Origin of the sequence: Streptomyces sp. NPDC029674 (assembly GCF_044903205.1) — a bacterium.
Taxonomy (GTDB): Bacteria; Actinomycetota; Actinomycetes; order Streptomycetales; family Streptomycetaceae; genus Streptomyces.
In genome coordinates, this window is record NZ_JBJDPY010000025.1 from 29,200 (window position 1) to 53,622 (window position 24,423).

General features: G+C 71.1%; 23 protein-coding genes. 10 read left to right on the plus strand and 13 right to left on the minus strand.

Annotated elements, in window-relative coordinates; translation table 11 throughout:
• Nucleotides 1–146: 146 nt before the first annotated feature.
• The 6 genes from ACI2L3_RS36570 to ACI2L3_RS36595 form a co-directional block, all read right to left on the minus strand.
• Nucleotides 147–1,052: an aromatic prenyltransferase gene (locus ACI2L3_RS36570; protein ID WP_404756752.1), complete on the minus strand. Its 906-nt coding sequence runs from the start codon at nt 1,050–1,052 to the stop codon at nt 147–149.
• A 329-nt stretch (nt 1,053–1,381) separates the two neighbouring features.
• On the minus strand, nt 1,382–2,773 hold the full coding sequence (gene hydA / locus ACI2L3_RS36575; RefSeq protein WP_404756753.1) for a dihydropyrimidinase: 1,392 nt from the start codon (nt 2,771–2,773) through the stop codon (nt 1,382–1,384).
• Between the two features lie 49 nt (nt 2,774–2,822).
• Nucleotides 2,823–4,106, minus strand: a complete 1,284-nt coding sequence (locus tag ACI2L3_RS36580; RefSeq protein ID WP_404756754.1) for an aspartate aminotransferase family protein — start codon at nt 4,104–4,106, stop codon at nt 2,823–2,825.
• Nucleotides 4,103–4,945 carry a nitrilase-related carbon-nitrogen hydrolase gene (locus tag ACI2L3_RS36585; protein WP_404756755.1) on the minus strand — a complete coding sequence of 281 codons (843 nt, stop codon included), beginning with the start codon at nt 4,943–4,945 and terminating at the stop codon, nt 4,103–4,105. Before ACI2L3_RS36585 ends, ACI2L3_RS36580 begins: the two co-directional genes overlap by 4 nt.
• Before the next feature lie 181 nt (nt 4,946–5,126).
• The gene (locus ACI2L3_RS36590) at nt 5,127–6,392 is read right to left on the minus strand and encodes a hypothetical protein (protein ID WP_404756756.1); all 1,266 of its coding nucleotides are present in this window, start codon (nt 6,390–6,392) and stop codon (nt 5,127–5,129) included.
• A gap of 108 nt (nt 6,393–6,500) precedes the next feature.
• A complete protein-coding gene (locus ACI2L3_RS36595; protein ID WP_404756757.1) occupies nt 6,501–6,752 on the minus strand; it encodes a helix-turn-helix domain-containing protein in 252 nt (83 codons plus the stop codon).
• A 127-nt stretch (nt 6,753–6,879) separates the two neighbouring features.
• On the opposite strand from ACI2L3_RS36595, the gene ACI2L3_RS36600 reads away from it, so the two are divergent.
• Nucleotides 6,880–8,754: a hypothetical protein gene (locus ACI2L3_RS36600; RefSeq protein ID WP_404756758.1), complete on the plus strand. Its 1,875-nt coding sequence runs from the start codon at nt 6,880–6,882 to the stop codon at nt 8,752–8,754.
• Between the two features lie 4 nt (nt 8,755–8,758).
• Here the strand turns inward: ACI2L3_RS36600 and ggt are convergent, their stop codons facing one another.
• Nucleotides 8,759–10,567: a gamma-glutamyltransferase gene (gene ggt, locus ACI2L3_RS36605; protein ID WP_404756759.1), complete on the minus strand. Its 1,809-nt coding sequence runs from the start codon at nt 10,565–10,567 to the stop codon at nt 8,759–8,761.
• A gap of 104 nt (nt 10,568–10,671) precedes the next feature.
• Between ggt and ACI2L3_RS36610 the strand changes: the two genes are divergently transcribed.
• From ACI2L3_RS36610 to ACI2L3_RS36620, 3 genes are all read left to right on the plus strand, one after another.
• Nucleotides 10,672–11,427 (plus strand): hypothetical protein, encoded by a 756-nt coding sequence (locus tag ACI2L3_RS36610; RefSeq protein ID WP_404756760.1) that lies wholly within the window; start codon nt 10,672–10,674, stop codon nt 11,425–11,427.
• Between the two features lie 133 nt (nt 11,428–11,560).
• On the plus strand, nt 11,561–12,754 hold the full coding sequence (locus tag ACI2L3_RS36615) for an Ig-like domain-containing protein (RefSeq protein WP_404756761.1): 1,194 nt from the start codon (nt 11,561–11,563) through the stop codon (nt 12,752–12,754).
• Between the two features lie 113 nt (nt 12,755–12,867).
• Entirely contained in the window at nt 12,868–14,472 is a 1,605-nt protein-coding gene (locus tag ACI2L3_RS36620) for a CocE/NonD family hydrolase (RefSeq protein WP_404756762.1), read from the plus strand.
• 36 nt (nt 14,473–14,508) lie between these two features.
• On the opposite strand, the gene ACI2L3_RS36625 is transcribed toward ACI2L3_RS36620, so the two are convergent.
• From ACI2L3_RS36625 to ACI2L3_RS36645, 5 genes are all read right to left on the minus strand, one after another.
• A complete protein-coding gene (locus tag ACI2L3_RS36625) occupies nt 14,509–15,378 on the minus strand; it encodes an amino acid ABC transporter permease (RefSeq protein WP_404756763.1) in 870 nt (289 codons plus the stop codon).
• On the minus strand, nt 15,375–16,019 hold the full coding sequence (locus ACI2L3_RS36630; RefSeq protein ID WP_404756764.1) for an amino acid ABC transporter permease: 645 nt from the start codon (nt 16,017–16,019) through the stop codon (nt 15,375–15,377). Before ACI2L3_RS36630 ends, ACI2L3_RS36625 begins: the two co-directional genes overlap by 4 nt.
• Nucleotides 16,020–16,028: 9 nt before the next feature.
• The gene (locus tag ACI2L3_RS36635; RefSeq protein WP_404756810.1) at nt 16,029–16,934 is read right to left on the minus strand and encodes a glutamate ABC transporter substrate-binding protein; all 906 of its coding nucleotides are present in this window, start codon (nt 16,932–16,934) and stop codon (nt 16,029–16,031) included.
• Nucleotides 16,935–16,963: 29 nt separating this feature from the next.
• On the minus strand, nt 16,964–17,707 hold the full coding sequence (locus ACI2L3_RS36640) for an amino acid ABC transporter ATP-binding protein (RefSeq protein ID WP_404756765.1): 744 nt from the start codon (nt 17,705–17,707) through the stop codon (nt 16,964–16,966).
• Nucleotides 17,708–17,855: 148 nt separating this feature from the next.
• The gene (locus ACI2L3_RS36645) at nt 17,856–18,299 is read right to left on the minus strand and encodes a DUF6278 family protein (protein ID WP_404756766.1); all 444 of its coding nucleotides are present in this window, start codon (nt 18,297–18,299) and stop codon (nt 17,856–17,858) included.
• A 158-nt stretch (nt 18,300–18,457) separates the two neighbouring features.
• On the opposite strand from ACI2L3_RS36645, the gene ACI2L3_RS36650 reads away from it, so the two are divergent.
• The 6 genes from ACI2L3_RS36650 to ACI2L3_RS36675 all read left to right on the plus strand — a co-directional run bounded on the left by ACI2L3_RS36650 (nt 18,458) and on the right by ACI2L3_RS36675 (nt 23,614).
• Complete coding sequence (locus tag ACI2L3_RS36650; protein ID WP_404756767.1) at nt 18,458–18,604, plus strand: hypothetical protein; 147 nt, start codon at nt 18,458–18,460, stop codon at nt 18,602–18,604.
• Nucleotides 18,601–19,245, plus strand: coding sequence for a PRC-barrel domain-containing protein (locus tag ACI2L3_RS36655; protein ID WP_404756768.1), 645 nt, complete (start codon nt 18,601–18,603; stop codon nt 19,243–19,245). The genes ACI2L3_RS36650 and ACI2L3_RS36655 overlap by 4 nt, the downstream gene beginning before the upstream one ends.
• Nucleotides 19,242–19,709, plus strand: coding sequence for a hypothetical protein (locus ACI2L3_RS36660; protein WP_404756769.1), 468 nt, complete (start codon nt 19,242–19,244; stop codon nt 19,707–19,709). Before ACI2L3_RS36655 ends, ACI2L3_RS36660 begins: the two co-directional genes overlap by 4 nt.
• Before the next feature lie 104 nt (nt 19,710–19,813).
• A complete protein-coding gene (locus tag ACI2L3_RS36665) occupies nt 19,814–21,052 on the plus strand; it encodes a sensor histidine kinase (protein ID WP_404756770.1) in 1,239 nt (412 codons plus the stop codon).
• Nucleotides 21,049–21,708, plus strand: coding sequence for a response regulator (locus ACI2L3_RS36670; protein ID WP_404756771.1), 660 nt, complete (start codon nt 21,049–21,051; stop codon nt 21,706–21,708). Before ACI2L3_RS36665 ends, ACI2L3_RS36670 begins: the two co-directional genes overlap by 4 nt.
• Before the next feature lie 100 nt (nt 21,709–21,808).
• A complete protein-coding gene (locus tag ACI2L3_RS36675) occupies nt 21,809–23,614 on the plus strand; it encodes an SGNH/GDSL hydrolase family protein (protein WP_404756772.1) in 1,806 nt (601 codons plus the stop codon).
• A gap of 18 nt (nt 23,615–23,632) precedes the next feature.
• Here ACI2L3_RS36675 and ACI2L3_RS36680 read toward each other — a convergent pair whose 3' ends face one another.
• Nucleotides 23,633–24,412 (minus strand): exodeoxyribonuclease III, encoded by a 780-nt coding sequence (locus ACI2L3_RS36680; RefSeq protein WP_404756773.1) that lies wholly within the window; start codon nt 24,410–24,412, stop codon nt 23,633–23,635.
• Between the last annotated feature and the right edge of the window lie 11 nt (nt 24,413–24,423).

The following is a 24,423-nucleotide window of genomic DNA, read 5'->3' on the forward strand; positions in this document are numbered from 1 at the left end:
ATCGCATCATCCAGAGTTCTTGGCCGGAGTTGTTGACCGGAGTTGTCGGCCGGAGTTGTCGGCACGAATGAAGAAGGGCCTGCGCAGAAGCAAGTCGTTGCTTCTGCGCAGGCCCCGGGTCTTGTCGCCCTCGCGGGCGAGGCGTGTCAGGACTCGGAATGGAGCAGCCCCTCGACCCGCTTCTGCCACTGGTAGTACGACGCGACCTTGTGGTATTCGCCCTTGGGCGTCGCCGCGATGCCGTAGACGAAGTTGTGGCCCTCCGTGCTGTACGGGGCGTTCTTGAGGAGCCGGTCGAAGACCGGCGTCATCTTCACCGGAAGGCCCAGCGGCTCCGGCGTCATGGCGGCGTAGCTGACCCGCTGGATCTTCGGGGAGTCCCAGCTCATGGTGATGTAAATCGAGAACGCCCGCGCGGCGAGCTTCAGCAGTTCCTCGCTCGGCGCCGGCAGCCCGAGCTCACTCAGGATCGCCTTGACGCCCTGCTCCTCGAAGCACGCGGCGGGCACCTGGTGGTCGCCCGCGCCGAAGTACAGGTTCATGGTGCGGTTGGGGTAGTCGATGCCGACCGTGCTGACGATGTCGTCGAGGCCGTACCGCTGGAAGAAGTCGGCGTTCTCGGCCACGCCGGGCGGGATCGACGGCAGCTCGACGAGCCGGGATATCGGCAGCAGCCTGGCCGCGCTGGGAAAGGACCAGGTCTTCGCGAAGCCGCCGACGACTCCGAAGTCGACTCCGCAGCTGTCGATGGGAAGGTTCTGGTGGACTTCCTTCAGCAGGCTGCCGACGGGGTGGTCCGTCTTCGGGGTGAGGCCGTGCTCCAGGGCGCGGGCGTACGGGTCGAAGCCCTTCGGGAGCATCGTGAAGCGGCAGTCGAGTTCTTCCGTGCTTCGGCCCGTCGACGCCCGGAAAGAGATCACGGCCTGCCCGAACACGTCCTGGAAGGCATTCAGGATGGGCCAGACCTTGTCGTGCGAAGCAGTGACGTCCACCACCTGAGCCGTCTTCTCGATGATCGAGTACAGCTCTTTCGCATCGGTGGTTTCTGACATGGTTCCTCCACTTGTCGGTCTTGGCGTCTGTTCGGACGAAAACCCCATACGGGCAGCGCGCAAAGGGAGGGGCGGCATCACGCGTGAGGGGATGCGAAAGGGAGTTGACACTGCGCCGGGGGCGGGCTCGGCCTCGCCTGTACGAACCGGCGGCTACGGCGCCCGACTCACGGCCTCGCAACAGATTTTGGGCAGAGTCGGCGCGCAGAAATAGTGACACGGGTGGCGCCTTCGGGCCAAGGGCCCCCCAAAGTGACCCGGGTCACACGGGCCGAAGTCGCGCCAGGGGCAAGCCAGTTGGGCGAGCCCCCGGCGCGTCCGGTGCCGCTTCAGACGTACTGGCAGATCCCGCGCCGCAGGAACGCCCCGTGGCCCGCGCGCCCCGCGTACACCCGGTTGTCGACGACCGGGACACCCCGCGACAGCACCGTCTCCACGCGTCCCGTGACCCTCTTGCCCTCGTAGGCGGAGTAGTCGACGTTCATGTGGTGCGTCTGCACGGACATGGTCTGCTCGGCGTGCGGGTCGTAGATGACGATGTCGGCGTCGGCGCCCGGCGCGATCGTGCCCTTCTTCGGGTAGAGGCCGAACATCCTGGCCGGCGTCGCGCAGGCGACCTCGATCCAGCGGCGGCGGCTGATGTGCCCCTCCACCACCGCCTGGTGCAGCAGGTCCATGCGGTTCTCCACGCCCGGCATGCCGTTCGGGATCTTCGAGAAGTCGTCCCTGCCCATCTCCTTCTGCCCCTTGAAGCAGAACGGGCAGTGGTCCGTGGAGACCACCTGGAGGTCGTTCGTGCGGAGCCCGCGCCACAGGACCGCCTGGTGCTCCCGCGGCCGCAGCGGGGTCGAGCAGACGTACTTCGCGCCTTCGAAGTCGGGCTCCGCGAGGTTGTCGGTCGACAGGAAGAGGTACTGCGGGCAGGTCTCACCGAAGACCGGGAGCCCGTCGTCCCTGGCCCTGGTCAGTTCGGCGACGGCCTCCCGCGCCGACACGTGCACCACGTACAGCGGAGCCCCCGCCACCTGGCTCAGCTTGATGACGCGGTGCGTCGCCTCCGCCTCGAGGAGCGCCTTCCTGACCTCGCCGTGGTGACGCGGGTCCCGCTCACCGCGTGCCAGCGCCTGCTCCACGAGCACGTCGATGGCGAGACCGTTCTCGGCATGGGTCATCACCAGGCCGCCGTTGGTGGCGGCGCGCTGCATGGCCCGCAGGATCTGCCCGTCGTCGGAGAGGAAGACGCCCGGGTAGGCGGTGAAGAGCTTGAACGAGCTGACCCCGGCCGTGACGAGCCGGTCCATCTCCTTGAGCGAGGACTCGTTCACGTCCGACATGATCATGTGGAAGCCGTAGTCGACCGCGCACCGCCCGGCCGCCTTCTCGTGCCACGCGTCGAGCCCCTCCGTGAGCGTGCCGCCCTTGGGCTGGATCGCGAAGTCGATGATGGTGGTGGTGCCGCCCCAGGCGGCGGCGCGGGTGCCGGTCTCGAAGGTGTCCGAGGCGAGGGTGCCGCCGAACGGCATCTCCATGTGCGTGTGGGCGTCGACGCCGCCCGGGATCACGTACTTCCCGGTGGCGTCGATGACGCGGTCGGCGCTCCACCCGTGGCTGCCCCGGGTGGCGAGCGCCGCGACGCGGCCGTCCTCCACCAGTACGTCGACGGGCAGTTCGTCGGAGGCCGTGATAACCAGGCCGCCGGTGATCAGAGTGCGGATACTCATGTGGTGCGCTCCCTTTCCTGCGGACCTGCCGGTTACGTGCGTGCCCGAACTAGGCGCTGTGCAGCGCCCGTTCGAGGATCGCGGCGCCCTCCTCCGCCTCCGCGACGGTCAGCGAGAGCGGCGGCGCGACGCGCAGCACGCTGGTGTCGTGCCCGCCGCCCTTGCCGATGAGCAGGCCGCCCTCGCGGGCCGCTTCGAGCACGGCGGCGGCCGCCTGCGGGCTCGGCCGGTCCGTGCCGGGTTCGACCAGTTCGATGCCGATCATCAGGCCGCGCCCGCGCACTTCGCGTACGACGGGCAGCTGGGCGCAGATGGCCCGCAGCCGCTCGATGAGGAGCCCGCCGACCCGGCGCGCGTTGCCCTGGAGGTCGTGTTCCAGGAGGTACGTGAGGTTGGCGAGTCCGGCCGCCATGGTGACCGGGGAGCCGCCGAAGGTGGAGATGGAGTTGGCGTCGAGGGAGTTCATGACCTCGGCGCGGGCCACGACCCCGCCGACCGACATGCCGTTGCCGATGCCCTTGGCGAAGGTGAGGATGTCCGGCGGGCCGTGCTGCGCGTGCGCCTGCCAGCCCCAGAAGTGGTCGCCGGTGCGGCCCCAGCCGGTCTGCACCTCGTCGGCGATCCACAGGATGCCGTGCTCGTCGAGGACTTCGCGGAACGCGGCGTACAGGCCGTCGGGCGGCGAGGTGAAGCCGCCGACGCCCTGGACCGGCTCGGCGATCAGCGCCGCCACGCCCCCGCGGGTCTGCCCGAGCATGTCCCGCAGGTCGGCGACGCAGGCCGCGGTGAACTCGGCGTCGCTCAGCGCGGCGTACGGGCCGCGGCTGCGGACGCCCCCGTGGACGTACAGCGTCTGGAGGGGCGAGAGGCTGGTCGGCGACCACGACTGGTTGCCGGTGATGCCGACGGTCGTGAAGGACCGGCCGTGGTAGCTGTTGCGCATCGCCAGGATCTGGTTCGAGCGGCGGTGCGCGGTGGCGAGGAGCAGGGCGGCGTCGTTGGCCTCGGTGCCGGAGGTGGTGAAGAAGACGCGGGCGTCGGGGATGCCGGACAACGCCGCGATGCGCTCGGCGAGTTCGACCATCGGGCGGTTGAGGTAGAGGGTCGAGGAGTGGATGATGCGGCCCGCCTGCTCGCTCACCGCCTTGGTGACCTCGGGCAGGGCGTGCGCCGTCATGGTGGTGAGGATGCCGCCGAAGAAGTCGAGGTACTTCCTGCCGTCGGCGCCCCACACGTGGCGGCCCTCGCCGTGGGTGAGCTCGATCGGCCGCTGGTAGTAGAGCGCGAGCCAGTCGGGCAGTACCGCCCGGTGGCGGTCGTACAGATCGGTCACGGCTGCACCAGCCCTTCGTAGGCGTCGGGACGGCGGTCTCGGTAGAACGCCCACTGCTGGCGCACTTCCTCGATGAGGCCGAAGTCGAGGTCTCTGACGACGAGTTCTTCGGTCTTGTCGCTCGCGGGCTCGCCGACGAACTTGCCGCGCGGGTCGACGAAGTAGCTCGTTCCGTAGAAGTCGTTGTCGCCGTACTCCTCCTGGCCGACGCGGTTGATCGCGGCGATGAAGTACTCGTTGGCGACGGCCGCGGCGGGCTGTTCGAGCTGCCACAGGTGAGAGGAGAGGCCGCGGTGGGTGGCGGAGGGGTTGTAGACGAGCTGGGCACCGTTGAGGCCCAACTGCCGCCAGCCCTCGGGGAAGTGGCGGTCGTAGCAGATGTAGACGCCGACCTTGCCGACCGCGGTGTCGAAGACGGGCCAGCCGAGGTTGCCCGGCTTGAAGTAGTACTTCTCCCAGAAGCCCTTGACCTGGGGGATGTGATGCTTGCGGTACTTGCCGAGGTAGCTGCCGTCGGCGTCTATCACGGCCGCGGTGTTGAAGTAGAAGCCGGACTGCGCGACCTCGAAGACGGGGACGACGATCACCATGCCGGTCTCGCGGGCGAGTTCCTTCATGCGGGTGACCGTGGGTCCGTCCGGTACGGGCTCGGCCCACCGGTAGTGCTCGGCCTCCTGCACCTGGCAGAAGTAGGGGGCGTTGAAGACTTCCTGGAAGCCGATCACCTGCGCGCCCTGCCGGGCCGCCTCGCGGGCGTGCTCCTCGTGCTTGGCGATCATTGATTCGGTGTCGCCCGTCCAGGTGGCCTGGACCAGTGCGGCGCGTACGACGTTGGCCATGAGCTGCTCCTTCGCATGCCCGTGAGAGGGCGTCAGAGAGCTTCTACGCACGTAGATCTGCTGCGTGGATCAGGAAAACGTAAGCCTCCCCGACGGGCTGAGCAAGACCATCGCCGTCAACCGGCGGAGTCGATCATGTTTCGCACCCGAGCGGGCCAGAAACGGGCAGGGGCGATCCCGGTCAGGCGCTGAATCCGGCCACGCGCAGGGCGTGCACCAGATCCCAGTGGTGCGCGTCCGACACCTGCCGGGCCGTCTCCAGGAGCAGTGGGATGAGACGGTGCGGGTCCGTGTGCGCGCACCGGGCCACGTCCTCGGGGGTGCGGACGCGGAGGTACGAGTCGAGGAGCGCGCGGGCCTCCCGCTCGCGGCCCGCGTCGATCAGCGCGACGACCGCCTCGGCGATCTCCGGCGCGGGGCGCGCGACCCCCTGCCGCAGCAGCTTCCTGCAGTCGTCGGCGCGGCCCGCCCCGGCCAGCGCGTCCGCCAGGGCGACGAGCCGGTCGGGCGGCAGCGAGGCAGCCTCCCACAGGAGCGTCGCCCAGTCGGCGCCGAGGCCGGCGCGGTGCAGCTCGACGGCGAACGCGGGGAGCCTGTCCGCGGGCCAGCCCGCGGCCTCGACGAGCACGCCGTGCGCCTCGCCGCTGCGGCCCTCGCCGCGGAGCTCGAGGAGCTTGCGCACCGCGTCGGACGTGGCACGCCCCGCGGGGTCCTCGTCGGGGACGTACGGTGTTTCCGGCTCGGGCGTGACACCGGGGGCACCGGTGCGCTCCCCGGCGTCCCCGAGCCCGGCGAACCGTGCGCCCCTGGGGTACGCCGGTGCCGCCGCGCGGGAGCCGGACGCCTGCCGGGGCACGCCCAACCCGTCCCCCGGAGCCGGAGACGCCCCGAACCCGTCGTCCGGCGCCGCCGCGCCGATGTCCATCCACGACGGCCGTTCCGCCTCGGCCAGGCGGTCCATCCGCTCCTGCAGTTCGGCGCAGCGGGCGGTCGCGCGCTCGTGGTCGTCGCGCACCCAGGCCAGGTCGAGGTTGATGCGGTCCGCCTCGTCGGCGGAGGCCGCGCCCGTCAGCTGCCGCGTCAGGTCGGCCTGCCGCTCCAGGGCGATCCGCTGCTCCGTGAGCATCAGGTCGAGCCGGTCGCCGAGGAGTTCACGGCCGCCGGGTCTGGCGTCGTACGCGGCGATCGCCGCCCGGTGCAGGGCGCGCGCCACGCCCGCCTCGCGCTCGGCCTCCGGGAGGCCGCGGTCCGCCGCGAGATCGTGGAGCAGCGCCTGCACCACGTCCCAGGGCGGGATCTCGGCGCCGTCCAGACAGGCACGCATGCCGTCCGGATCGCGCTGCCAGAACACGCCGCACCAGCCTGCTTCCTGGTCCAACCGCCCCAGCAGATCCCGCAAGTACCTCACGAACTCCCTTACCTGTTCCGGGAGTTGTTCCACTACCATCCGACCGGCACCGCCCCGTGGAGACTGGAGTCTTCCGGTCCGGAAGATAACACCAGACGTGTTACGGGACGACTACACGCAGTTTTCCGAGGGGCGCGAAAGAGACACTCAGACGGCGGCCAGGTCGCACCGGACCACCAGCTCGTCCAGGGAGAGCCCCAGCACGGAGGCGAGCGCCGCCACGGTGAACAGCGCGGGCGTCGGTGCCCGCCCCGTCTCGATCTTCCGCAGCGTCTCCGCGGAGAGACCGGCCTCCGCGGCGACCGACACCATGCTCCGCTCTCCGCGAGCCTCCCGCAGGAGCACCCCGAGACGCTCGCCGCGCTCACGCTCTTCCGGGGTCAAAGGAGTCCTCACCATGCGGCCATGCTACCCGACCTCCCATTTGTATACCGGCATTTAAATACCGGTAGAGGTCCCAGGATCCGCACGGCACTGTGACCCGGCGGGGACATTCCCCGACGTAGATCATCCGTACGATTCTCCGGTGACCCGAGAGATCATTGACTACGGACAGTTCGCGGACCGGCTGCGCGCATGGCAACAGGGCGGGCGCCGCTGGGAGTTGCTCGACGCGGTGCAGCGCGAGTGGGGGTACGAGGACCCGGGCGGCGAGCCCGGCCACTCGCGGTGGGGCGGGGAGAACCGCACGGACGGCATCGACTGGACGCTGCCCGTCCCCGGGGCCCTGACCGAGTGGTGGGACTCCCCCGTCAACTCCTTCGCCTTCAATCCGCGCCTGTACTGGGTCCACACCCAGTGGCCGCCGAGGATCTCGGAGCTCGAAGTGCCCGTGGACAGCGGCCTCTTGGAGCCCGGCGGCGACCGACGTGTCTGTGTCTTCATGTCGGAGTACCACTACAGCCACGAGTGGGGCTATCTCGCGGCCGAGGCGGAACTGCCCGACCCGCGCGTCGTCGTGAGCATCCGCGGCGAGTGGGTCGTGCAGAGCCGGTCGCTCTCCGAGTTCCTGCTGCAGCTGGCCTTCGAACGGCTGCCGGCGCGCTACGGCTGGACGCTGCGGGTCCGCAGGACGGCCGTCGACGCCGACCCGGAGATCGTCCGGCGCCTGACGGACGCGTACCGCGACCTGGGCCTGCTGCCCTGGCAGGAGATGGGCACGGACGCGCTGTCGTACGGGGCGCCCGACGCGGTCATACGGCATGGCCGCGGCCCCGGCGCCGACTTCGCGATCGTCATCAACGCCCGCACCCGGGACGCGCTCGTCGCGGTCGCCGAGACGCTCGGCGTCGACTGGTCCGGCGACAAGGCGATCACTCCGCCCTCCGAGGTGCCCGAGCCCCTGGAGGACCTCGGGCCCGTCTCGCTCGCGGAGGGCGACGCCGATGCGCGGGGGCGCTGGACGGTCCTCTCGCGCGGGCCCGTCGCACCGCCGTCGGTGCCCGGCGCCGCCGCCGCGCTCGTCCCCGCGCCGGGCGAACTGCGGGCGGTCGCCGCCGACCAGGACGCGACGACCCTCGTGGCGGGTGACGCGGACGGCTGCGTGCACGTCCTGGAGACCGACGACGAGTCCCCCGAGACGATCACCCTGACCCTGCACCGCGCCCCGGTCACCGCGCTCACCTGCGTCAAGCGAGCCGGCGGCGGGCGCCTCGTCCTGAGCGGCGACGAGAACGGCGTGATCCGCTACTGGAGCACCCGCCGCAAGCCGCTGCGTGCTCCCTTCGCGCGTCGCCGCACGCCCGTACGGGCGCTGGCCGCCGCACAGCTGGCGACCGGACCCGCCCTCGCCGCCGCGTGGGCGGACGGCCTGGTCCGGGTCTGGGACCTCGCCTCGGACGCGGTGGCCACCCTGCGCCTCGGCACCGGCATCACGTTCCTGGGCCTCGACGCGGACGCCACCCTGCGCGTCACCGACGCGGACGGCACGTCCGTGCTCCGCTTGGACCCGGCGAGGCTGTGGCCGCACCGCGACCTCCAGCTGCGCCTGGACGACGTCGACTGGGGCTCCCTGTGGACCGCACGCGGCCCCGGCCGCATGATCCCCGAGCTGATCGGCAAGGTGGCCTCCGACGACAAGAAGACGGCCATGGACACGGTCCACGACCTCTACCGGCTCCTCGTCTCCAAGGAGGCCTCCTCGACCGCCGCGGTCCCCGCGATCCCGTTCCTCGTCGAGCTGATGACCGACCCGGACAACAAGTCCCGCAGCACGCTGCTGCTGCTCATCGCGGACCTCGCCGACGTCCGCCAGGCGCGCGGCGGCCGCGGCGACGCCCAGCTCGCCGCCGTCCGCGAGGCACTGCCCACGCTGCGGTACCTGCACGACGACCCGGAGTCGTCGATCCGCTGGGCGGCGAACGAGCTGGAGCAGAACTGCGCGGCGTCACCCGTGGCGTAGGACGTCACTCCGTGGGGCGGACCACCATCGCCGAACCGCCGCCCCTGCGGACCTTCTCCGCCGCCGCGAGCCACCTGCCGTCCGGCAGCCGCTGCACGCCGGTGGCCGCGCCGATCTCGGGGTTCTGTTTGAAGGAGTGCCCGATCGACTCCAGCCTGGTGCGCGACGCGCTGTTCCAGAGGCCCGGTTCGAGCTCGGTCTGCGCGGCGTTGCGCTGGCTCGCGCGCGGCGCGGCGATCGCGTCGACCAGGGGCAGGCCCCGGTCGACGAAGCCCGTCAGGGTCTGCAGGACGGTCGTGACGATGGTCGCGCCGCCGGGCGAGCCGAGCGCCACCACCGGCTTGCCGTGCTTGAGCACGATGGTCGGGGAGATCGAGGAGCGCGGCCGTTTGCCGGGGCCCGGCAGGTTCGGGTCGTGCACGGCGGGGTTGGCGGGCGCGAAGGAGAAGTCGGTCAGTTCGTTGTTGAGCAGGAAGCCCCGGCCCGGGACGGTGATGCCGCTGCCGCCGGTCGACTCGATGGTGAGGGTGTACGCCACGACGTTGCCCCACTTGTCGGCGGCGGTCAGGTGCGTGGTGTTCTCGCCCTCGTACGTCGTCGGGGCGGCCTTGTCGCCCGTGGCGCACGGGTTCGGGTTCCGCGGGTCGCCGGGCGCGAGCGGGCTCTTGAGGACGGCGTCGTCCTTGATCAGGCACTCGCGCGAGTCCGCGAACCGCTGGGAGAGGAGCTGCTTGGTCGGTACGTCCTCGAAGGCCGGGTCGCCCACCCAGCGCCCCCGGTCGGCGAACGCGACCCGGCTCGCCTCGATGTAGCGGTGCAGGTACTTCGTCTTCGACGCCCTGGAGAGGTCGGTGCGCTCCAGGATGTTGAGCGCCTCGCCGACGGTGGTGCCGCCGGAGGACGAGGGCGCCATGGAGTACACGTCCAGGCCGCGGTACGAGGTCTTCGTCGGAGCCTGGCGTTTGACCGCGTACGTCTTGAGGTCCTTGCGGGAGAGGTCGCCGGGCCGCACCACGCGGTCCGCCGCCGGGTCGACCGGGGGCTTGTTCACCGTGCGCACGAAGTCCCTGCCGAGGTCTCCGCGGTACAGCGCGCCGATGCCCTCGCGGCCCAGCTCCTTGTAGGTGCGCGCCAGGTCGGGGTTCTTGAACGTCGAGCCGACCACCGGCAGCCTGCCGCCGGGCAGGAACAGCTTCGCCGAGGCGGGGAAGTCCTTGAACCGCTGCTGGTTCGACTCGGTCTGCGCGCGGAAGGTCGGGTCGACCGTGAACCCGTCGCGGGCGAGGCGCTCGGCGGGCTTCAGGAGCGTGCCGAGGCGCTCGGTGCCCCACCGGTCGAGCGCCGACTGCCAGGTGGCGGGGGTGCCGGGGGTGCCGACGCCGAGGCCGCTGGTGACCGCTTCCTGGAAGGGGATCGGCTTGCCGTTCTCCAGGAACAGGCCCGAGTCGGCGGTGCGCGGGGCCGTCTCGCGGCCGTCGATGGTGCTGACCTCGCGGGTCCGCGCGTCGTAGTGGACGAAGTAGCCGCCGCCTCCGACGCCCGCCGAGTACGGCTCGGTGACGCCGAGCGCGGCGGCGGTGGCGACGGCCGCGTCCACGGCGTTGCCGCCCTTGCGCAGGACCTCGATGCCGGCAGCCGAGGCGTCCGGGTCGACGCTGGCGACCGCACCGCCGTGGCCGACGGCGACGGGCGTCTTCTCCGGTGCGGCCGGTTCCGCTGAGCGCGTAGGCGAAGGGGGCGCGGCCGCACCGACCGACACCAATACCCCTCCGACCGCCAATAGCGTCAGATTCCGTACGACAGCGCGACGCATTCGTACCTCCTGTCAACAACCGTCTGCGCAGCGTAACTTCGTATCCCCAACCGCGTAAGGACCTCCTCGAACACGGGTCCGGCGGGCCGCTAGCATGCGCCCTCATGACTGAAGACGTGCGCAACCTCGTCCTCGGCCTGAGCGCGGTCGGCCTCAGCGCCGTCCTTGGCTGGCTCGCCCGCGGCTATCTGTGGAAGCGCAGGCTCCGCCGCAAGCAGGCCTTCTTCGGGCTGCCCGACAACGCCGAGTCGCTGCTCGTGGTGAACCGGGACGCGGGCGGCCCCGAGCCGGCCGTGGTGCGCCAGGACGTGTTCGCGCTCCTGGAGCTGGCCGCGGTGATCAAGGAGTGCGGGGCGCACGCCCAGGTCGTCGCGCACGACGCGGCCCAGCAGGGCTTCGGTGAGCGCACCGAGTTCTGTGTGGGCAACCCGGTGGCGAACCGCCGGATGGCCGCGCACATGCACTCCCTGCTGCCGGGCGTCCGGGTGAACGCCGAGCCGGAGCCGGTGGCCGACCGCGGCGCCTTCCAGATCGGCGCCGAGCGCTACCGCCTGGAGGCCGGGCTCACGGAGTACGTGATCCTCGCCCGCCTCACCGCCGACCAGGGGCAGGACGCGAGACCCGTCTTCCTCTTCTGCGGCCAGCGCGCGGTGACCAGCCAGGCGGCGACCCGCTATCTGGCCCGCCACCACGAGAAGCTCGCCCGCAAGCACGGCGGCAACTCCTTCGTCCTGCTCCTGAAGACCGTCAATTCGCAGGCGTACGGACCCGACGTCGTGGAGCTCGTCGGGGACGTGACCCGGGCCGCCCAGGCCCCGCTGCCCACACCGTCGGCCCGCGCCTCCCATCGCGCCAAGTGACGCGGCCCTCACGGAGCGCCGACATGATCCAGGCCCTTCTGTGACCTAGCGGGGAATTTCCGGACAACAGGCAACCCGTCCGGCCGAACGTCCCTCTCACCGTGCAGTCCACATTCGCACGGAGGTACGTTCCTTGACCCCCCAGAGCTCTTCGAGCCGCCGACGCCCCCTTCGCACCCGCCACACGGCGACCGCGGGCCTGGCGGTGCTCGCCGCCGCCCTGACCGCCTGCTCCGGCGGCAGCGGCTCGTCCGGCGCCGCCGAGGCCGCCGAGAAGCCGAAGATCTCAGTGAACCTCTCGGGTCAGCGGGCGGAGGCGGGCAAGCCCGTGAAGGTCAGCCTGGCCGACGGCCGGCTGAAGCAGGTCACCGTCGCCGACGACAAGGGCGCGAAGCTGCCCGGCAAGGTGTCGGCGAACGGCTCCACCTGGACCTCGGAGCGCAAGGCGGCGCCCGGCACGGCCTACCGGGTCGAGGCGAGCACCGACAAGGGCGGCAACGCGAAGGCCTCCTTCAAGACGGCCGAGCCCGAGCAGGTCAACAAGGTGACGCTCGCCCCGGGCAAGGGCACCACGGTGGGCATCGCCCAGCCGCTTTCGATCACCTTCGACCACCCGGTGCGGAACAAGGCCGAGGTCGAGACGCACCTGAAGGTGACGACCTCGAACGACACGACCGGGTCCTGGGGCTGGATCAAGAACCACGACGGCAAGGACCGCGTCGACTGGCGCCCCAAGGAGTACTGGAAGTCCGGCACGAAGGTGAAGCTGGACGCCCGGCTCAACGGCATCGACTCGGGCGGCGACGACTGGTTCGTCCGTGACTACGCCACCAACTTCACCGTCGGCGAGAGCCAGGTCGTCAAGGTGAACCTGGACAGCAAGACGACGACGCTGACGCGCGACGGCAAGACCGTGAAGTCGGTGCCGATGTCGGCCGGCACGCCCGGCGGCGAGAAGGCGTCCTGGGGCGGCACCTCCGTCCTGATGTCGAAGGAGGGCACGATCAACATGCGCTCCGAGACGGTCGGCCTCACCGGCAGCAACAGCTACGACAAGATGGTCGACTACTCGATGCGGCTGACCTGGTCGGGCATGTACGCGCACGCGGCCCCGTGGAACGCCGCGTACTTCGGCAACACCAACCACAGCTCCGGCTGTGTCGGCATGAGCACCGCCGACGCGGGCTGGCTCTACCGCCAGGTGCGGCCGGGCGACCCGTTCGAGGTCACCGGCAGCGGCTCGAAGGGCGTCCCGGACCCGGGCAACGGATACGGCGAGTGGAACGTCTCGTGGTCCGACTGGCAGGCGAAGAGCGCGCTGAGCTGACGGTACGTCCGTAAACAATCGTTACCGGGGCGTAACTTACCGACGGGTTACCCCCGGTAAAGCCCTGCGGTTACCGTCGGGTCACTTTGCACCGTCCGAGTGAGGAGTGACCCGTGGGACTGCCGCACCGTGCTCACCATGCCTGGCGTACGCCCACCGTAGGGACCGTTTCGGCGGCCCTCGTCGCCGGTGCCGCCTTCGGTCTCGCACCGGCGGCACAGGCGGCGCCGGCCGCCGCGCCGCCGGCCGCGAGCGCCACCGGCGTACGCTTCGTCGACATCCCCGGCGACGGCGGCACGATCCTCAAGGCCAACGTCTTCACCCCCGAGGGCGCGAAGGCGGACACCCAGTTCCCCGCGATCGTGCTGCCCACCAGCTGGGCGATGCCGCAGATCGAGTACGTCGCCCAGGCCCAGAAGCTCGCCAACTCCGGTTACGTCGTGGTGAGTTACAACTCGCGCGGCTTCTGGCAGTCCGGCGGCGAGATCGAGACCGCCGGCCCCGAGGACATCGCCGACGCGTCCAAGGTCATCGACTGGACCCTCGCGAACACCCCGGCCGACCCGTCGAAGGTCGGCATGGCGGGCGTCTCGTACGGCGCGGGCATCAGCCTGCTCGCCGCCGGGCACGACAAGCGGGTCAAGGCCGTCGCCGCGCTGAGCGGCTGGGGCGACCTGATCGACTCGATCTACAGCGGACGCACCCAGCACTCCCAGGCCGCCGCTCTCCTCGGTGGCGCGGGCGCGCTCACGGGCCGCCCGAGCGCCGAACTCCAGCAGACACTCAAGGACTTCCTCGGGTCCAACCTGGACAAGGAGGACGAGATGATCGCGTGGGGCGCGAAGCGCTCCCCCGCGACCTACCTCGACGACATCAACAAGAACGGCGCGGCCGTCATGCTCGGCAACGCCTGGGGCGACACGCTCTTCCCGCCGAACCAGTACGCCGAGTTCTACGAGCGGCTGACAGGACCCAAGCGCCTGGAGTTCCGCCCCGGCGACCACGCGACGGCCGAGGCGACCGGCCTGCTCGGGCTGCCCAACGACACCTGGACCTCCACCCAGCGCTGGTTCGACCACTACCTCAAGGGCGCGGACAACGGCATCGACAAGGAACAGCCGGTCCAGCTCAAGTCCCGCTCCACCGGCGGCTACGAGGGCTACCCGGACTGGAAGTCGGTGGGCCCCACCCGCAAGAAGATCGCCATGGCGGGCTCCACCACGATCCGCGCGAACGTCGACTCGGGCGCCAACGGCGGCATCGCGATCCTCTCCAACGCCCTGGAACAGTTCCTCAAGATCCCGCCGACGGCCTCGGTGCCGCTGCTCCCGCGCCGCTACACGGGCGTCTGGCAGTCGGAGCGGTACGCCTCGGCCCAGCGGGTGCGCGGGACGGCGAAGCTGCACACCACGCTCACCAGTACCAAGGAGAGCGGCACCCTCGTCGCGTACCTCTACGACGTGGGCCCGCTCGGCCTCGGCAAGCTGGTCAGCAACGCGCCGTACACCTTCCACGGCAAGACGCCCGGCAAGCCGTTCGGCGTGGACCTGGAGCTGTTCTCCACGGCCTACGACGTACCGGCAGGACACAGGCTTGCCCTGGTGGTCGACACGGTCGACCCGCTCTACATCGAGCACAACCCCTCCGGCGCGCAGCTGACCTTCTCCTCGCCACAGGCGGACCCGTCGTACGTGTCCGTCCCCCTGCGCGAGCAGTGATCCCCGGCTGCTGCCGGGTGGGCATGGCCCTGCGAGCTACTGCGTACCCGGCAGCAGCGTCCCTGGTTCCGCCGGGGCCACGTCCGCGGCCTCGGTCTTGGGATTGCGCCGCTGACGCTTGGACACCCACTGGGCGAACCACGACAGCAGCATGCACATCCCGATGTAGATAGGTGAGATCACCATGACCACGGGGATGAAGGGCAAATCGTAGTCGAGGTTCGACGCGATGAGCTTCCCGGCATGGAGGAACTCCTCGTAGGTGATCAGATAGCCGAGCGAGGTGTCCTTCAGGGCCACCACCAACTGGCTGATGATGGCGGGCAGCATGGCCCGCACGGCCTGCGGTACGAGGACGTGTCCCATCACCTGTGTCTTGCGCATTCCGAGGGCGTAGGCCGCCTCCCGCTGCCCCCTCTCCACGGAGTTGACGCCGGATCGGAAGACCTCGGCGAGTACGGAGCCGTTGTAGAGCGTGAGCCCGGCGACCAGCGCGGGCAGCGGCTGCACCTTCAGCGCCACGAAGACGAAGAAGATCATCACGAGCACGGGCATCGCGCGGAAGAACTCCACGACGAGCGTGGCCACCCAGCGCACGGGCCGGTGGTCGGAGAGGCGCCCCATGGCGAGCAGGCCGCCGAGCGCGAGGGCGAGGACCGCGGAGATCGCGAAGGCCTTGAGCGTGTTGCCGAGGCCGCGCAGCAGGAGCTCCTGGATGCCCTGGTACTCGAAGGGCGTCCACTTCGTGGCGGTGAACTGGTCGGTGTCGAAGAGCAGGTACAGGAGCCAGCCGACCAGCGCGAGCACGAGCAGGGTGGAGAGCACCCCGTACAGCCTGTGGCGCCGGACGGTCCGCGGTCCCGGGATGTCGTAGAGGGCGGTGGAATCGTGGGAGAGGGCTTTCATCGGGCGACTCCCCAGCGCTTTTCGAGGACATTGAAGACCGCGCTGATCGCGAGGGTGATGATGAGGTAGCCGAGGGCGATCCAGACGAACGTCCAGATGATGTTGTAGCCGAGCTCGCTGAGCGTCTTGTACGTGCCGAGCAGTTCGGTGACGCTGAACGCGCCCGCGATCGCCGAGTTCTTGGCCAGCGCGATCAGGTTGGAGCCGACCGGCGCGATGACGGACCGGAAGGCCTGCGGCAGCACCACCATCGACAGCGTCTGCCCGAAGCTCATGCCGAGGCTCCGGGCCGCCTCCCCCTGCCCCTTGGGCACGGTGTTGATGCCGGACCTGAGCGCCTCGCAGATGAAGGCGGAGGTGTAGCAGCCGAGGGCGAGGACGGCGAACACCTTGAAGGGCAGGACGAGTCCGAAGCGGGGCAGACCGAGCAGCACCGCAAAGAAAAGCAGCGTCAGCGGGGTGTTGCGCAGGACCGTCACCCACACCGTGCCGAACGCCCGGAAGGACCCGACGGGCGCCACCCTGAACGACGCCATGACGAAGCCGAGCAGGAGCGCCAGGAGCGAGGCGTAGACGGTCAGTTCGACGGTGCCGAGGAAGCCCTCGCCGAACGTGGAGAAGTTGTCTGTCAGTACGTCCACGACGCCTCCTCAGCTCGCCGGGTAGCGGTCGATGGCGGGCGGTTTCGGCGCCGGGACCCCGGAGAGGCCGAGCGTGGCGTCGTACGCCTTCTTCCAGTCGCCGTTCTTCTCACCCGCGGCGAGGGCGTCGTCGACGGCGAACCGGAGGGCGTTGTCGCCCCGGGGCACCCCGATGCCGTACGGCTCCTCGGAGAACGGCCTGCCGACCACCTTCAGTTCGTCGGGCACCTTGGCCGCGTAACCGATCAGGATCGCGTCGTCGGTGGTGACGGCGTCGACCTGATAGGTCAGCAGGTTGTCGACGCAGACCGAGTACGTGTCGTACGCGACGAGGGTGGCCTTCGGGTGCTCCTTCTGGATCCGCTGGTACGGGGTCGATCCGGCGGCCGAGCAGACGCGTTTGCCCGCCAGGTCCTGGGGGCCCTTGATGTCGTCCTCGTCGCTGCGCACCAGCAGGCCCTGGCCCGCCATGTAGTAGGGGCCGCCGAAACCGACGAGCTTCTTGCGGTTGTCGTTGATGGTGTAGGTGCCCACGTAGTAATCGATCTGGCCGTTCTGCAGGGCCGTTTCGCGGTTCGCCGACGCGATCGTCTTGAACTCGATCCGCTGGGGGTCCAGGCCGAGCGAGGCCGAGATCATCTTGGCGATCTCGATGTCGAAGCCGGAGTAGGTGCCGGTCGCCGGGTCCTTCTCGCCGAGGTAGGGCTGGTCCTCCTTGGCGCCGACGATGAACCGGCCGCGGCTCTTCGCCTTCTTCCAGGTCCCCGACTCCGGCAGCTGGAAACCGGTCGCCACCCGGTACTCGGGCAGTTCGTCGGCCGCGGGGCCCTTGGTGGGCGGGCTGCCCTCCTTGCCGCACGCGGCGGCGGCGCAGGCGGCGACGACGAGGGCCGCGAGCAGGCGTGTCGTACGCATGGTGTGTCGCTTCACGAGCGCTCCCCCCGTCAGTGCTTGAGGATCTTGGAGAGGAAGTCCTTGGCGCGCTCGCTCTCCGGGCGGGTGAAGAAGTCCTCGGGGGTCCGGTCCTCGACGATGCGGCCGTCGGACATGAAGACGACGCGGTTGGCCGCGGAGCGGGCGAAGCCCATCTCGTGGGTGACGACGACCATCGTCATGCCCTCCCGCGCGAGCTGCTGCATGACTTCGAGTACCTCGTTGATCATCTCGGGGTCGAGGGCCGAGGTCGGCTCGTCGAAGAGCAGCGCCTTGGGGTCCATGGCCAGCGCGCGGGCGATGGCGACGCGCTGCTGCTGGCCGCCGGAGAGCTGCGCCGGATACTTGCCGGCATGCGCGGAGAGACCGACGCGCTCCAGGAGTTCGCGGGACCGCTTCTCCGCCTCGTCCTTCTTGCGGCCCCGCACTTTCATCTGCGCGAGGGAGACGTTCTGGAGGACGGTCTTGTGCGCGAAGAGGTTGAAGGACTGGAAGACCATGCCGACTTCCGCGCGGAGCTTCGCGAGTGCCTTGCCCTCGGCGGGCAGCGGCTGCCCGTCGAGTCTGATCTCTCCCGACTGGATGGTCTCGAGCCGGTTGATCGTCCGGCAGAGCGTTGACTTGCCCGACCCCGAAGGGCCGATGACCACGACCACCTCCCCCTTGCCGACGGTGAGGTTGATGTCCTGGAGGACATGCAGCTCTCCGTAGTACTTGTTCACATCGCGCAGCTCGATCAAAGGATCGACGGCCATGGCAAGACCTGCCCACTCTCAGCTGTGTACGTCCGCGCAAACTATCCACGTGAAAACGGGACTTACTGGACGACACGCACTTATGGGCATTAACCGTATTTGACGCAATACAGGGCAGGCCGGGGAGTTGGTCGGGGAGCTGCTGCGCTCACGCCTCGGAGGCCTCGCCGTAGACCTGGGACAGCTGCGGCGCTCCCTGCACGGCCCAGTCGAGCCCCGCCTCGACGACCTGGATGTCCCGCCCGCTCTTCAGCCGCACGACGGGGCTGCCGCCGGGCCACACGTGCCAGGCCGCACCGGGCACGGTCCGCACCACGACGGTGCCGAGGTACAGCCCCGCGTCGTTGCCGAGCCAGGGCAGCAGCTCCGGGTCGTCGCGCCAGCGCGGCAGCAGCTGGTCGAGGGCGGCCAGGGAGGCCGGCGAGTCGTCCAGCACGAGCCCCGCGACACTCGCCTGAGACCGCAGCAGCTCGCACTCCGAGAGCAGGGCGGCTACGCCGTCCGGATCCTCCTCGAACGCGACCGCCAGCCCCGCGGCCCGGTCGATCTCGGAGTGCCGCCGACGCCACTTGTCGAGGAACGGAATGTTCATGATCGGCCTCTCCGTCGGGTGGCGCGGCGCCGCCCGGACGCGCGGCCTGGGGCGGATTCAGTACCCAAGAATGTATCTTCCATCAGTTGATCACGGAATGAGCGGATCGCGCCTGGGTACTCGGCCGTCCTGCTCGGTCCGGGATCGGGAGGTGCGCGATGGTGTGGTGGGCGTGGTTGATCGCCGTGATCGCCGTGGTGGGGGTGCTGGCCGCCGCGGTGATCGGCGTACAGGCCCGGCGGCGCGGCGGGGGCGTGATCGTGGTGCGGCGCGGCCGGCGGCCCGGGCGGGGGAACGTCCGGTGACGGCGCCCGTCCCGGCCCTGCTGTCGGCAGGCGACCTCACCAAGCGGCCGGTGGTCACCCTGGGCGGCGAGGCGGTCGCCCAGGTCAAGGATGTCGTGCTCGACGGCGCGGGCGGCCGCATCGCCGGTTTCACGCTGGCCGGCCGCGGTCTTCTCTCCGGTCCCCTGCGCAAGAGCCTGCCGTGGTCCGCGGTGCACGCCCTGGGCACGGACGCCGTGATGATCGCCTCCGCCGACTCCCTCCAGGAGCGCTCCGCCGTCGCCTCCGCCGGGGAGACCTCCGGCGGCCTGGTCCGCGGCGCCCGCGTACTGACGGACCAGGGCGTCCAGGTCGGCACGGTGCTCGACGTGGTGGTCGAGACGGGTCGCGAGGGCCGGGTGGTCGGCCTGGAGATGGCCTCCTCGGAGGCGCTGGGGCGCCATGAGCGCACGGTGTATCTGCCCCTCGGGGCCCGGTCGGCGATGACGGGCGACACGCTGGTCGTGCCCGCGCGGGACACGGAGCTCGCCGTGGAGGAGCTGCGGGATTTGGCGGTGGGGGCGGGGTCCGCGGACCCGGGGCCCACCGGCAGCGGGCGCACGGACGTGCCCCCGGCCCAGGCGGGAGGGCCCGGCGGCCCGGGTGAGGGGCGGGTCTCATGATGCTGCTCAGTCAGGCCGTGGGGCGGCCGGTCGTCAGCGCGGTGGATGCCGCGCACATCGGGACGGTCGGCGGGATCGTCGTCGCGCCTGAGGACGCCCTGATCACCGCCATCCGGCTGGATGGCGCCAAGGGCCGCGGTGACGTCATCGCCTGGGCGGACGTGCACGCGGTGGGGCCGGACGCGGTGGTCGTCGGGGCGGCGTCGGCGGCCCGGTTCGCCTCCACGGACTCGTCCGGGAGCCAGGACCTGCTCGGCAAGCGGCTGCTGACCGAGCTGGGCGACGGCATCGGGACCCTGGCCGACGTCACCTTCGACCCGGAGTCCGGCCACCTCCACACCCTCCACACCTCCCGCGGCCACCGCATCCCCGGCCCTCACCTGTTGGGAATCGGCTCGTACGCGGTGGTGGTCCGAGTGGCCGACGAGGGCGCCATAAAGGGGCCGCCTCCCCCGGTGGCGTAGGCCCACACGAGCCCCCTGCGGCGGGGTCCTGCCGTGGACTGTCGACCGTGGTTGTACAGCCGTGGTCGATTCCCGGCGCGCACCCTCCTGGCTACGATCGACGCATGTCAGCCACCCCGCCCATATCCCTGTTCAAGCATGCGCCGCCAGGTGTGTGGGCGGCCGCCGCCTGGTGCGTCGGCATGGCCTCCGGCGCCCGTGCGTACTACGGGATCTCATGGCTGCCGACCAGCACGCAGGAGGGGCCGCAGGCTTGGGAGTGGCTGCTCGTGGCTGTCGCGGCAGGCATGGCCCTGTCCGTCGTCCGGCTCCTGGAACGCCACCCGATGGTGGCGCTCGGGCTGCTCGTCGTCGCCTCGTACGTCGGGACGCTCGCGATCGGCGCGACGAACATCGGATTCGCGCAGTACGCGGCGGTCGACATCGCCATGGGTTACGTGGTCGCGACCGGGGCGCGCCGGGCCCGCACCGCCGCCGTCGTCCTGGCCCTCTGCGTCCTGCCCGGTTACGCGCTGCTCCGCCAGCTCCTCGGCCTCCCTCTCCGGCTGCCCCACACCATCAGCTCCAGCTGGTCGGACTGGCAGACCGTCGCCCTGACGGCCGCCGTCGCCTGGCTGGTCGGCAACTCGGTGCGGCAGGCCCGCGCCTACACGGAACGGCTCGGCGCGCAGGCCGCCGCGCAGGCCGTCACCGCCGAACGGCTGCGCATCGCCCGGGAGATGCACGACACGGTGGCGCACAGCATCGGCATCATCGCGTTGCAGGCGGGCGCGGCGGCCCGGGTCGTCGAGACCCAGCCGGCCGGCGCGCGCGAGGCGATGGTCGCGGTGGAGCGGGCGGGCCGGGAGACCCTGGCCGGGCTGCGGCGCATGCTGGGCGCGCTGCGCGAGAGCGAAACCGGTCAAGTCGCCAGCGGGGAGCGGGAGTCGGCGCCGCGCGGCCCGGCCGAGGGGCTCGCGGACGTCGACCGGCTCGCCGCTGCGACGACCGCCGCGGGGGTGCGCGTGGACGTGGTGTGGCATGGCGAGCGGCGACCGCTGCCGGCGGACCTCGACCTGTCGGCGTTCCGCATCATCCAGGAGTCCGTCACCAACGTGGTGCGGCACGCGGGCGCCACATCTTGCACGGTGTCCGTGCACCACCGCGAAGAGGAGATCGTCATCGAGATCGAGGACCACGGAGGGGGCGCCCCGAAGGCCGCCCACGGCACCGGGTACGGCCTGCTCGGCATGCGGGAGCGGGTCGCCCTGCTGCACGGCGAGTTCAGCGCCGCGCCCCGCCCCGGCGGCGGATTCCGGGTGAACGCCCGGCTGCCCGTCCCGGCCACGGCGGGCGCCCGATGACGATCCGCGTCCTGCTGGTCGACGACCAGCCCCTCGTCCGCACCGCCCTGAGCATGGTCATCACCGAGGCCCCCGACATCGAGGTCGCGGGCGAGGCCGCCTCGGGCGACGAGGCGGTCCGCCGGTGCGCGGAACTGCGCCCGGACGTCGTGGTGATGGACATCCGGATGCCCGGCATGGACGGCATCGAGGCCACCCGGCAGATCACGTCGGGCCCGACATCCGCGCACGTCGTCGTCCTGACCACGTTCGACGACGACGATTACGTGTACGGGGCGCTGCGCGCCGGAGCCGCCGGGTTCCTCGTCAAGGACATGGCGCTGGACGACATCCTCGCGGCGGTACGGGTCGTCGCGACCGGCGACGGCCTGATCGCGCCGAGCGTGACTCGCCGCCTCATCAAGGAGTTCGCGGACCGCCCCACCGAAGTGCCGCCGCGCGACGTGCCGATCGAGGGCATCACGGACCGCGAGCGCGAGGTGCTGACCCTGGTGGGCCGCGGCCTCTCGAACACGGAGATAGCCGCGGAGCTCTGCCTCAGCGTCGCCACCGCGAAGACGTATCTGACCCGGCTGCTCGCGAAGCTGGGCGCCAGGGACCGGGTGCAGCTGGTGATCATCGCGTACGAGAAGGGGCTGGTGTCGGCGGAGCGCTGACGGGCCCGTCGGCACTGCGCGGCGACTTCGCGCCTCCCGGCGAGTTCGCGTCGCGTTCACGCGCCCCTCATTGACTCGCCTCCCGCACCTCCTTAGCTTCATGGCGCATCTGTCAACGCGGGAGGGGTCTGTCGTGCGCCGACGTATCTGGGGAGCGGCCGCCGTACTCGGTCTGCTCACGGGGCTCGTACCCGTGGCATCCGCACAGGCCGCGGTCCCGCACGGACCCGGGCCGCTCCCCCTGGAGCGGCTCTTCGACAACCGGGCGGTGAGCGACGACGAACGGCCCGCCGACGCGGACTTCGACGGGGCGGGCGGCTCGCTGTCGGCGCGGGACCTGACGGCGGCGGGCTGGACTCCCGGGCGGGGGCTGGCCGTCGACGGGGCCCGCCTCACCTGGCCGCGCACCACGCCCGGCGCCCCGGACAACGTGCACGCCGACGGGCAGTCGGTGCGGCTGCGCGGCCGCGGCGACGCCCTCGCCTTCCTGGTCGCCGGCACGGGCGGTGCGGCGAGCGGCACGGGGACGGTCCGGTACCGGGACGGCTCGCGCGGCGGCTACCGGCTCACCGCGCCGGACTGGCGTTCGGGTCCGCTCGCCACGAAGTCCGTGGCCCTGCCGCACATCAACACGCCCGGCGGCCAACTCGCCGAGAAGGCACGGCTGTACGTGGTGACTGTGCCGCTGGCCCGTGGGCGCGAGGTCGCATCGGTGACGCTGCCGCGCGACCCCGGCGCCGCGGACCTGCACGTGTTCGCCCTGTCGGTACGGGCCGAGGCGAAGGGCTGGACGGGCACCTGGTCGGCGTCGACCGCGGGCTACACGGCGGTGGGGCCCTGGGCCGACCGGACCGTGCGGCTCGTCGTGCACACGAGTACGGGCGGGCCGCGGGTCCGCATCCGGCTCGACAACACCTTCGCGGCGGCCCCGGTGCGGATCGGCAGCGCGACAGTGGCGGTGCAGGAGTCCGGGGCGGGCGCGCGGGGCGAGCCACGGAGGCTGTCCTTCCGCGGTTCCTCGGGGACAGAGATCCCGGCGGGCGCCCAGGCCTTCAGTGACCCCCTCGACTTCGACGTGCCCGCCGACGCCAACCTCCTGGTCAGCTTCCACCTACCGGGACCCGTGGCGACGGCTCCCGTGCACAGCCAGGCCGTGCAGCGGTCGTACGTCAGCGGTCCCGGCGACCACGCGGCGGACGGCTCCCCGGCCGCGTACACCTCGACGATCACGACGTGGCCGCTGCTCACCGGCGTCGACGTGGGCGGCGGGCCCGGCTCCGTGGTGCTGCTCGGCGACTCGATCACCGACGGCGTGAAGTCGACCCAGGACGCCAACCGGCGCTGGCCCGATGTCCTGGCGGCCCGCCTCCGAAACCAGTCCACCGTCCCGCGCTACGGCGTGCTCAACCAGGGCATCTCCGCGAACCGCGTGATCGCCGACCGCTACCCCGGCGACGGCGTCTCCACCGACACGGGCGGCGTGAGCGCCCTGCACCGCCTGGACCGCGACGTCCTCGCCCAGACGTCGGCCCGCACGGTCGTCGTCTTCGAGGGCGTCAACGACGTGCGCTGGGGCGCCTCGGCGGACCAGGTGATCGCCGGGCTCCGGGAGATCGCGGACCGCTCCCACGCACGCGGGCTGCGCGCGGTGGCGGCGACCATCGCGCCGTGCGAGGGCGAGAGGCTCTGCACCGCGGCCGCCGACGAACAGCGGGAGAAGGTCAACGCCTACCTGCGGGGCACGGACGACTTCGACGCCGTGCTCGACTTCGACGCGGTGCTGCGCGACCCCGCACACCCGGCGCGCATGCTCCCCGCCTACGACAGCGGGGACCATCTGCACCCCGGAGACGCGGGACTCGCGGCGCTGGCGCAGTCGGTGGACCTGCGCGTGCTCGTGCCCTGAGAGCCTGTCTCTGAACCCCTACACGTCCAGGTCCACCACCACCGGCGCGTGGTCCGACGCGCCCTTGCCCTTGCGCTCCTCGCGGTCCACGTATGCATCGGAGACGGCCTTCGCGAACGGCTCGTTCCCGTACACGAGGTCGATGCGCATGCCCTTGTTCTTCGGGAAGCAGAGCTGGCGGTAGTCCCAGTACGTGAACGGGTGGTCGTACTTGAGGGGGCGCGGCACGACGTCCGTCAGGCCCGTCTCGCGCAAGGAGGCGAGGGCGGCGCGCTCGGCGGGGGTGACGTGCGTGGAGTCCACGAAGAGGGAGGGGTCCCAGACGTCGTCGTCGGTCGGTGCGACGTTGTAGTCGCCGAGGACGGCGAAGGGGCGGGAGCCGCCCGCGTCCCCGGCGACCGCGGCCTTGAGCGCCTCGAACCACTGGAGCTTGTACGCGTAGTGCGCGTGGTCGACCTCGCGGCCGTTCGGCACGTACACCGACCAGAGGCGGACCGGGCCGCAGGTCGCGGAGATCGCGCGGGGCTCCTGCACGCCGTCGTACCCGGGATCGCCCGGCAGGCCCCGGACGATGTCCTCGAGGCCGACCTTCGAGACCAGCGCCACGCCGTTCCACCGGCCGGTCGCGTGCACCGCCGACTCGTACCCCAGCTCACGGAGGGCCTCGGCGGGGAAACCCTCGGCCGTCGTCTTGGTCTCCTGTATGCACACGACGTCGGTGCCGGTGGCCTCCAGCCAGGCAAGGAGCCTCGGCAGACGAGCGGTGATCGAGTTCACGTTCCAGGTCGCAATGCGCATGCCTCACAACC